Here is a 10,119-nt window from a genome sequence, read left to right on the forward strand (position 1 = left end):
AGACCACCGTCAGTGATGTCGGTGTGGTCGTTTCTCGCTGGATGCGCGATGTCGAAGTGGCGCCCTTCTATGCAAAATTCGTCAAATTCAGCGGTAACTGCGATCGCAAACAGCACTATGAGGTGCATTACCCTGCACAGGCCATTATCAAGGCGCTGTTCACCCCGGCAGGGACTGGCTCCGATGAGGGAGAGCTGCACGAGCAGGTATTCCTGATGAACTCCTATAACTTCATGACCCCCATCGACGAAGCAAGCACTCGCTACTACTGGTTCCAAGTACGAAATTTCGACCAGGACAATGAAGAGATCTCACGCCAGTTCGACGAGGACGTGCGTCATGCTTTTGCCGAAGATCGGGTCGTTCTCAGTGCCGTGCACCTAGGTATGGCCAACAAGCAGACGCCCAACATTGATCTAGCCACTGACTCAGGCCCGTTGCGCTTTCGTCGTCACCTGGCCAAGTTGATTGCCGAAGAACAGTCTGATCGTTTGATTCCACTGACCCAACAACACGCCGACCCCTCCAAGGTACAAGCCTGAAGTAAACCTCAAGCAACACCACCGGCACGCCAACTTTCTTGTCAGAGAGAGTCCTATGAGCGAACTGCAACAGACCCTCACCCAGTTACGTGGAGCGCTGGGCGAGGCTGCCGTACTCACGGGAGAGGCAATCAGCCCACAGCACCACAGCGACTGGACCAACAATGCGCCGGCACGCCCGGCCGCCCTATTGCTGCCGCGCAACACCGAGCAGGTGGCCAGTGCACTGCGCATCTGCCACGCAGCGCGCCAGAGCCTGGTACCGCAGGGTGGCCTGACCGGGCTGGCGGCTGGCGCAGAGCCCCGCGCTTACGATATCGCCCTGTCGCTTGAGCGCCTGGAAGGGATCGAGGAAATCGACAGCGCGGCAGCCACTATCACCGTGCGCGCCGGCACTCGGCTGGAAAAAATCCAGCAGGCCGCGGCCGAAGCCGGCTTCCTGTTCCCGCTGGACCTCGGCGCACGCGGCTCCTGCCATATCGGCGGCAACATCGCCACCAACGCTGGCGGCAACAGCGTGATCCGCTACGGCATGACCCGCGACCAGGTGCTGGGCCTAGAGGTGGTGCTCGGCGATGGTCGGGTGCTCAACCTGATGAACAAAATGATCAAGAACAACACCGGCTATGACCTCAAGCAATGCTTCATCGGCTCCGAAGGCACCCTGGGTGTAATCACCCGCGCCGTACTCAAGCTGGCGCCTGCCCGCAGCAGCATGGCCACCGCCCTGTGCGCCTTGCCAGACTATGCCAGCGCCGTCAGCCTGCTGCGCTGCCTGCAACGGGAACTGGGCACCCCAGAAGCCTACGAACTCATGTGGCCGGACTACTACCAATTGGGCGTGAGCTAGCTGGAAAACCCCCATGCCCCGCTCAATGACAACTACCCGCTCTATGTCCTGCTCGACACTTGCGCCACGCGTGAGGCCCTGGAAAGTTTCCTGGATCGGGCCATGGAAGGTGAGCAGGTCCTCGATGCGGTCCTTGCCAGCTCTGAATCCCAGGCCCGTCATCTGTGGAAAATCCGCGAAGCCTCCGGCGAGTTCCCCACCCGCATGCGCCCACTGAGTTTCGATGTCAGCCTGCCGATCGGCCGGATCGGCGAGTTCGTCGACGACATCTGCCAGCGCCTGGAGGCACAGTGGCCGGGCCAGCGTAGCTACTACTTCGGCCATATCGGCGACAGTAACCTGCACCTGACCCTCGACTGTAACGCGCTGCCACAACCAGCACCGCTGCTTGCCGTGGAAGAATTGGTGTATAGCGCCGTCGGCGACATGGGCGGCTCGATCTCAGCCGAGCATGGCATCGGTCTGCTCAAACGCGACTTTCTACATCACTCGGTCGACCCACAGACGCTTGCGGTCATGCGCCAACTCAAACAGAGCTTCGACCCCTACAACTTACTCAACCCCGGCAAAGTGCTGCCTTAAGCCAACACCGGATCCACCCACAACCGCCTTACTGCTGATTCATCGAAGCGATAACAACAATAGTCACAACCTGACAATCCTCTGAGGAGCTACTCGATGCAAAGCAAGAGCCAACACCGTAAAATCCTGCGTGGCCTGTGCATCACCACATTGATGACTCTGCTGCCCTTCGCCGCCCAAGCCGACCAATTGGCCGAAGTGAAAAAGGCCGGCGAGCTGGTGATAGGCACAGAAATGCAGTTTGCCCCCTTTGACTATCTAGAAAAAGGCCAGCAGCAAGGGCTTAATCCCGCCCTGTTCAAGCTGATCGGCGAGCAATTAGGGGTAAAGGTGCGATTTCTCGACCTGCCTTGGGCAAGCGTACTGCCCGGTCTGGAAGCGAACAAATTCGACCTGGTCGGCGGCCCACTGATCGTCACCAAGGCACGCAAGGAGCGTTACAATTTCACCCTGCCAATGGCCGAAGCCACCGTGGCGCTGATGGTGCGCGCCAATGATAACAGCATCAACCAACCTGCCGACATCGCCGGCAAGGCCGTCGGCGCTAGTAAGGGCTCAGCGCAACTGGACGAGCTGAAGGCTTACGCTGCCACCCTACCCAAACCTGTAACCATCCGCGAATACGTCGACAACAACCAGGCCTACGCCGACCTCAGCGCCGGTCGCATCGCAGCTGTCGCCAATTCGCTGCCGAACATTTCCTTCGTCGCCTCCCAGCGCTCGCAGGCCTTCAAGGTGGTGCAGCCACCGTTCGGCAAACCCTCCTACTTCGCCTTCGTCGGCCGCAAGGGTGAAGACTCCGCAAGTCTAATCGCCGCAGTCAATCAGGCAATCCTCCAGCTCAATACCGACGGTCGTCTGGCCAGCCTGCAGAAGCAATGGCTGGGTGCCGAGATGAAGGTACCGACGGTCGAAGTTGACCCAAGCTTGTAAGACCCCGCACACGCAGTAAAAACATTTCCTTGAGCCCGCGCCGTACCCGCCGGGCTTGAGGGCTGCTGTCGGATGGTCTTGAACGCTTGGAGTGAGAGTCATGCTTTTTGATTGGCAAATCTTGATCCAGAACGTACCGCTGCTTGCAGCGAGCCTGATCGTGACATTGGAAGCTGCCTTAGCCGGCCTGGGTTTCGGCTTCGTCATTGGCGTCGGCATCTGTAGCCTGCGCCTATCGCGCCGGCCGCTATTCACTCGGCTCGGCGGCGCCTATATCTTTGTTTTCCGCGGTATTCCGCTGCTGGTCCAACTGCTGTTCATTTACTACTTCCTGCCACGTATTGGCCTGCCGAACATTGCCCCCATGACCGCGGCAATCATCGGCCTGTCACTCGCAGCCGGTGCCTATATCGCGGAAATCCTGCGTGGCGGCTTTCTCGCCATTCCTGAAGGTCAGCTGGAAGCGGCAGGGATGCTGGGGCTGAGTCCCCTGCGGATGCTGTTCCGAATCAAGCTGCCACAAGCGGTGCGTCTAACGCTGCCTGCGCTGATCAACGAGATGATCCTGTTGATCAAGGCCTCCTCGCTGATTTCCGTGGTAGGTATCGCCGACCTGACCCGCACGGCACAGAACCTGGCCGCCAGCGATTACCTGTTCCTGCAGAACTACCTGCTGCTAGCGAGCTTTTATTGCCTGATCAACCTGCCCCTGGCCTATTGCGGCAGTTGGCTGGAACGGCGCATGGGAGGTAAGACCACATGAATTTCGACCTTTCGATCATCACCAATCGCCTACCAGAAATCGCCAGCGGCTTCGGTATCACTCTCGCCACCTGGGCCAGCGGTGTGGCGCTCGCCCTGGCATTGGGCCTGCTGGTCGCGCTTCTTCAGCTGTTCGGTGGTCGGTTCCTGCGCGGTGTGCTGCGGGTCTATATCGAGCTGATCCGCAGCACGCCGTTTCTGGTGCAGTTGTTCCTGCTCTACTACGGCGGCCCAAGCCTGGGCCTGGAGCTTGCGCCGGTACCGGCCGGCGTAATCGCCCTGGGCATTTACGGCAGTGTGTACTTCGCCGAGATCTTCCGCGGCGGCTTCCTCTCCATCCCTCAGGGTCACCTGGAGGCTGCCAACTGCCTGGGCATCAGCCGCTGGAAATGTATCCTGCGCATCGAGGTTCCGCAGATGCTGGTGATCATCCTGCCGGCACTGATCAACCTGATCACCATCATGTGTAAGGAAACCGCTGTGCTGTCGATCATCACCATTCCAGAACTGACCATGGTCCTGACCGGCATCGGCTCCTCCACCTTCGCATTCGTTGAAACCCTGCTGGTGCTCTGTATCAGCTACCTGCTGCTGGTCGAGCTGTGCTCGCGCACCGGCATGTGGATGGAAAAACGCGTAGGCCGTTTCATCGCCCGCGAAGTGCTTTGAGACAGGCGCCGCTGCCCGGCGCAGCGGCACGAAACTGCCATGACAGCGGCGGCTATCTACCCGCTGCTCAATGAGGTAAGCGCATGCACACTTCCACCAAAAACGTCGACCCCATCCTAAAACTGCGTGGGGTGGTCAAACACTTCGGCAGCCTGCAGGTGATCAAAGGCGTCGACCTGGACATCCACCACAGCGAGGTGATCTGCCTGATCGGTCCCTCCGGTTCAGGCAAGAGCACACTGTTGCGCAGCATGGCCTTCCTTGAGCAATACGACGAAGGTGAGATCTATATCGAGGGCCAATTGCTCGGCTGGCAACCCGGCCCGTTACGCCGACTCACCAGCCGCAGCCAGCTGAACCAGGTACGACGTAACGTCGGCATGGTGTTCCAGCAATTCAACCTGTGGCCGCACATGAGCGTGCTCGGCAACGTCATCGAGGCCTTGGTGCAAGTGCGCAAGCTGCCTCAGACCGAGGCGCGCGCCAAGGGTCTGACCATGCTCGACAGGGTCGGTCTAGTGCACAAGGCCGATGCCTATCCAGCGCAGCTCTCCGGCGGTCAGCAGCAGCGCGTGGCGATTGCCCGCGCCCTGGCCATGGAGCCGAAGATTATGCTGTTCGACGAACCTACTTCCGCGCTCGACCCGGAGCTGGTCGGCGAGGTACTGCAGGTCATGAAATCCCTCGCTGCCGATGGCATGACCATGGTGGTGGTCACCCACGAAATGGGCTTTGCCGCCCAGGTCGCCGACCGAGTGGCATTCCTCGACCAAGGCAAGATCGCCGTTTGTGGCTCGCCGGAGAAAATTTTTCACAACAACGAACACCCGCGCCTGCAGCAGTTTCTGCAGAACTACCTGGACCGCAATGCCTTCTGGCAGGACAAGAAAGAGGAACAGATCATATGACCGCCCCACATATACTGAAAGCCCTGGCCCGCCGCGAAGTACGCGCCCTGCCCAATTACAACGCCGGCCTGTCCAGCGAGACAGTGCGCCAGCGCTACGGGTTAACCCGCATCGCCAAGCTTGGCAGCAACGAAAATCCCCTCGGCGCAGCGCCCGCTGTGGCGGCAGCGATCGTCAGTGCCGGTGCTGACTGCGCGATTTATTGCGACCCGCAATGCGCTGAGCTTCGCTCCGCCCTGGCCATCGAGCTGAATGTTGATCCAGCTTATCTGGTGTTCGGCAACGGGTCGGAAGACTTATTGGGCATCCTGGCGCGCACTTTCCTTGATCACGGCGATGAAGTGGTCACTGTGCTGCCGGCGTTCGGCCTGCATCTGATCTACCCGCAAGCGGTCGGCGCCGAGGTCCGCGGTGTGCCGTTGCTAGCTGACGGCAGCTTTGATGTGGACGGTATGATCACCGCCCTTGGACCTCGTACCCGCTTGCTGATGTTTTCCTGCCCATCCAACCCAGTCGGCAGTATCCTCTTCACGGCCGAACTGCAGCGCCTACTTGATGCCCTGCCTGAGCATACGCTGCTGGTGTTCGACGAAGCCTATTTCGAATATGCCCAGGTAGAGGCCGAATACCCTGACTGCCTGGCTCTGCTGCAGGCTAGCGGCAAGCCCTTCGTGCTGTTGCGCACATTCTCCAAGGCCTACGCCCTGGCTGGTCTGCGCGTCGGTTACGGGATCACTAGCGATCCATTGCTGAGCGAGCTGATCGATCGTATGCGCACCCCATTCAACGTCAACCGGGTCGCCCAGGCCGCCGCGGTCGCCGCCCTTGCCGACAACCAGCACCTGCAACGAGGGCTAGAACTAGTGGCCAGCGAACGCCGGCGCATGTGTGCTGCCCTGCACGAGATGGGTTTGAAGGTGGCGCCGTCATGGACCAACTTTCTGTTCTTTGAAACCTCGCACGAAGCTGAAGTCGTCAATGAACGCTTGCTGCAGTTTGGGGTGATAGTCAAACCCTGGCGAGATGCTGGCTACACTGGCTACTTGCGGGTATCAGTGGGCAGCCCGGAAGACAACGATATGTTCCTCGAAGCCCTCTGCAGGACCCTGGCTGAACTGGCCTGAACTCAAGTAGGGCCGCATTAGCGGCCTATACCAATTTCTTAGGGAGACGCTGAACAATTAACCCGTTTGCGCCGTCCTCCATTTTCAAGCCGCATTTTCAACCCATCGGCCTTATTCTGCGTTTCTGGGGCCGATTTCTGCCCTCATTTTGTTGATTTTCGGGCCAGCCTCGCCTTTCAGACGGATTTATCCCGCCGCCCGTTGCAAATACCGCTTGGCCAGCATCAGATTGGCCAACCCAAACAGACTGAACAACTGCGCCGTATTCTTTTCCAGTCCACGGTAGCGAACCTTTCGATGATTGAAACGCACCTTGATTACCTGGAAGGGATGCTCGATCTTGGCGCGCAGTTGCGCCTTGGCGTATTCTATCTTGTGCTTGACCCGGAACAGCACGCTGCCTTTGCCGTGGTGCTTGTAACTGCTTGGCCGTGCTGCAATCGACCAGAAAACGTCCCGTTCAGCATGCTCCGGTCGCGTGGCCGCACCGGTGTATCCAGCGTCACCCGAAACTTAGGTTTCGGCACCGTGCAGTAACTGGTCGACCTGGGTGATATCCGCCACGTTGGCGGCCGTCCCTACCACGCTGTGCACCAGTCTCGACGTAGCGTCGACACCAATGTGGGCCTTCATCCCGAAGTGCCACTGATGGCCTTTTTTGGACTGATGCATCTCAGGATCACGCTTGCCTTCTCGGTTCTTGACCGAAGGCGGCGCGGCGATCAGGGTCGCGTCGACGATAGCGCCTTCCCTGAGCAGCAGACCCCGGCTGGCCAGATGCTGGTTAATCGTTTCAAACCGCACCCGCGTCAGCTGATGGATTTCCAGCAAGCGGCGAAATCGCAGCAAAGTGGTGGCATCCGGTGCCGACTCACGGCCCAGGTCGATGCCGACAAAACCACGAATAGCCTGGCTGTCGTAGACGGCATCTTCGGTACCTTCATCGGAGAAGTTGCACCTTCGAACTGAAATCTTAGAGTTACCGTTAGTTAAATTTGAAACACTGTTCGAAACGCCGTCCGCCAGTCCATTTGTGCCGAAAGCCGTTCGTTAATTAAGTCGCAATCCAGACTTCACTCAAACTGCATCCAGACTAGATAAAAACTAAAAAAACCCATCGATGATTACTCAACGATGGGAAACACGCCAACACAAAAAGTCTGTATACACAACCGAGGCAATTGGATAGCCAGTGTACTTAGTTTAAAAACCCCTTAGCCATGGCGTTTTACCCAACTGTCTAAGTTTAGCCAACCTACGTTTGAAATTTTTCGGCTATTTATCCTAAGCTATATCAGCCTGGAGAGTTTTCGCTCTCACCCACCACTTGTTGCGGCTATTATAAATCACCTATAGCGCAGCGCTACGCTCCTTCAAGGCACTATTGAGGATGAAGTCGTTCTCCGAATAATCGACAGCACAGTCAATGACATGCACTCCTGGCAACTCAATACAACGTTTAATTAGAGGTAGAAACTCTTCCGCACTTTCTACGCGATGTCCCGTGGCGCCGTAACTTTGCGCATACAAAACAAAGTCAGGATTACCGTAGTCCAGACCGAAATTCTCAAAGCCCATTTGAGCTTGCTTCCAGCGAATCATACCGTAACCGTCATCACGCAAAATAACCACAACCAAGTTCATCTTCATTCGAACCGCAGTTTCAAGCTCTTGGCTGTTCATCATAAATCCACCATCACCGCATACCGCGACGATTGGCTTGTCTGGATAAACCAAACGAGCAGCCATAGCGGAGGGTAGACCTGCGCCCATCGTCGCAAGCGCGTTATCGAGCAGAACGGTGTTAGACATGTGCGCTTTGTAGTTACGGGCGAACCAGATTTTATAAATGCCATTGTCCAACGCTACAATACCTTCAGAGGGTATAGCTCTGCGCAGATCCGCCACAACGCGCTGTGGATACATCGGGAAGCGTCCATCATCCGCCCCTTCGATAATCTGAGCCTCGTTTGCCTCACGTATTGCAAGAATTCGAGTAAAATCCCATTGTTCCTGGTCAGTGAGCGCTTGACTGATCTGCCAAATGGAATTGGCAATATCACCGACGACTTCAATCTGCGGGAAGTAGAACGGATCCACCTCAGCAGACCGAAAATTCACATGGATAACCTCAGTTCCACCACGCACCATAAAAAACGGTGGTTTTTCGATAACGTCATGGCCTACGTTAACAATAAGGTCAGCCGAATCCAGAGCGCGATGTACAAAGTCTCCCGACGACAACGCAGCATTACCAAGAAACTTTGAGTGGCGCTCATCGACAACCCCCTTCCCCATTTGCGTGGTAATGAAGGGAATCCCTGTTTTCTCGACAAGCTGAAGAAGCACGCTTGCGGTCATTTTGCGGTTGGCACCAGCACCAATGACAATAATTGGACTTTTCGCTTCCTTGAGCTTCGCTACTGCTGCTTGTATGGATTTGCACTCTGCCAGTGGCCGTCGAGTCAGGTTAGGAGGAATAGGTGTGCTGTCTGTATGCTCTGCAGCCACATCTTCTGGGAGTTCCAGGTGGACTGCCCCCGGCTTTTCCTCTTCAGCTAAGCGAATAGCCTCCCGGATACGAGAGGGAATGTTGTCCGCTGAAGCTAATTGGTGGGTGTATTTGGTCAGCGGCGCCATCATGCCCACAATGTCCAAAATCTGAAAACGACCTTGCTTAGATTTTTTGATTGGTTTTTGTCCGGTGATCATCAGCATCGGCATACCGCCGAGGTAAGCATAGGCTCCTGCCGTCACCAGGTTTGTAGCGCCAGGGCCAAGGGTCGATAAACTGACTCCTGTCTTGCCTGTCAGACGACCGTAAGTAGCGGCCATGAAGCCAGCTGATTGTTCATGCCTTGTAAGAACAAGCTTTATCTGTTTGGAGCGCCGTAGCGACTCAAGTAAATCAAGGTTTTCCTCACCTGGGATACCAAATACGTACTCGACACCTTCAGTTTCCAAGCATTGCACGACAACATCAGCGGCCTTAGCCATTACATCACCTTTGTACTTTTAGTTCGCGCAGGCGCGCATTTACACGAAATTAAACTTCATCTCGCGCTCTCACAGGCAAAACTTAAATTTTTCGCCAGCAACAATACCGGCAATGTATTAAATATTATTCAAAACACTGAAATTACAAAATCAAAACCTCAATACTCTCACTCTCGAATCATTTTCCATCACGAATAACTGACTAAATAAACGATAAATCGTTGCCGATTCATTCACATTTGGAATGACCTCAACCGTCTCCGCGTAGTGATCCGTCAGAGGAAGAATAAACTGAACGCGAGCCAGGACAGACTCAGAGAACACCGTCCAGAACTCCCCCCCCCTGCGCACCTACGGCCCCATAGCCGAACCAGTTCTGCATCAAGTGAACCCGTAACATGGCCAGCAACGGATAGGCCGGACGACCGCCTTCGCCTTTCGGATAGTGCGGCTCGATCAAGGTAATCAAGCCCTTCCAGGGTACGACCTGATCCATTTCGATCAGGAAGTGCTCACGACGGGTCTGCTTACGTTTGCCGGCATACTCGGCATCGGCGAAAGACATCTGTTTCATCGGGGCTCAACCGTTCGATTCGTGTGAGGCGAGTATTTCAGCAAATCTGGGAGTCTTTTTCAGATGGTATGGACGCCTCCCCCCGGCAGCGGGCCGACCGCAGCACCTCTACATCGATAGAGGATCCTCGCTGCCCCGGCATCTAGGTGCCAAAGTGGAGAGTGGAGAGTGGAGAGTG

General features: G+C 56.5%; 8 protein-coding genes and 3 pseudogenes. 8 read left to right on the forward strand and 3 right to left on the reverse strand.

Features of this window, described 5'->3' with window-relative positions:
* The 8 genes and pseudogenes from EQV97_RS28615 to hisC all read left to right on the forward strand — a co-directional run.
* A pseudogene (locus tag EQV97_RS28615) lies at window positions 1-542 on the forward strand (aromatic ring-hydroxylating dioxygenase subunit alpha); the annotation flags it as partial.
* Window positions 543-597: 55 nt separating this feature from the next.
* Entirely contained in the window at window positions 598-1,392 is a 795-nt protein-coding gene (locus EQV97_RS28620) for an FAD-binding oxidoreductase (RefSeq protein WP_240890558.1), read from the forward strand.
* Window positions 1,393-1,974: an FAD-linked oxidase C-terminal domain-containing protein gene (locus EQV97_RS28625; RefSeq protein ID WP_276614406.1), complete on the forward strand. Its 582-nt coding sequence runs from the start codon at window positions 1,393-1,395 to the stop codon at window positions 1,972-1,974. It abuts the gene before it with no gap.
* A 96-nt stretch (window positions 1,975-2,070) separates the two neighbouring features.
* Window positions 2,071-2,907: a transporter substrate-binding domain-containing protein gene (locus tag EQV97_RS28630; RefSeq protein WP_082069203.1), complete on the forward strand. Its 837-nt coding sequence runs from the start codon at window positions 2,071-2,073 to the stop codon at window positions 2,905-2,907.
* A gap of 100 nt (window positions 2,908-3,007) precedes the next feature.
* The gene (locus EQV97_RS28635; protein WP_045060600.1) at window positions 3,008-3,670 is read left to right on the forward strand and encodes an amino acid ABC transporter permease; all 663 of its coding nucleotides are present in this window, start codon (window positions 3,008-3,010) and stop codon (window positions 3,668-3,670) included.
* Window positions 3,667-4,338 (forward strand): amino acid ABC transporter permease, encoded by a 672-nt coding sequence (locus EQV97_RS28640; RefSeq protein WP_045060599.1) that lies wholly within the window; start codon window positions 3,667-3,669, stop codon window positions 4,336-4,338. Before EQV97_RS28635 ends, EQV97_RS28640 begins: the two co-directional genes overlap by 4 nt.
* Before the next feature lie 83 nt (window positions 4,339-4,421).
* Window positions 4,422-5,246 carry an amino acid ABC transporter ATP-binding protein gene (locus tag EQV97_RS28645; RefSeq protein ID WP_045060598.1) on the forward strand — a complete coding sequence of 275 codons (825 nt, stop codon included), beginning with the start codon at window positions 4,422-4,424 and terminating at the stop codon, window positions 5,244-5,246.
* Entirely contained in the window at window positions 5,243-6,370 is a 1,128-nt protein-coding gene (gene hisC, locus EQV97_RS28650) for a histidinol-phosphate transaminase (protein ID WP_240890559.1), read from the forward strand. The genes EQV97_RS28645 and hisC overlap by 4 nt, the downstream gene beginning before the upstream one ends.
* Window positions 6,371-6,556: 186 nt before the next feature.
* Here hisC and EQV97_RS28655 read toward each other — a convergent pair.
* The 3 genes and pseudogenes from EQV97_RS28655 to EQV97_RS28665 all read right to left on the reverse strand — a co-directional run.
* Window positions 6,557-7,336: pseudogene (locus EQV97_RS28655) on the reverse strand (IS5 family transposase); the annotation flags it as partial.
* Between the two features lie 384 nt (window positions 7,337-7,720).
* Window positions 7,721-9,367 (reverse strand): acetolactate synthase large subunit, encoded by a 1,647-nt coding sequence (locus tag EQV97_RS28660; protein WP_240890560.1) that lies wholly within the window; start codon window positions 9,365-9,367, stop codon window positions 7,721-7,723.
* Between the two features lie 361 nt (window positions 9,368-9,728).
* Window positions 9,729-9,941 (reverse strand): annotated as a pseudogene (locus tag EQV97_RS28665) (IS5/IS1182 family transposase); the annotation flags it as partial.
* Window positions 9,942-10,119: the final 178 nt, after the last annotated feature.

The sequence above is a fragment of the Pseudomonas sp. TMW22090 genome (assembly GCF_022496665.1).
GTDB classification, from domain to species: domain Bacteria; phylum Pseudomonadota; class Gammaproteobacteria; order Pseudomonadales; family Pseudomonadaceae; genus Aquipseudomonas; species Aquipseudomonas gregormendelii.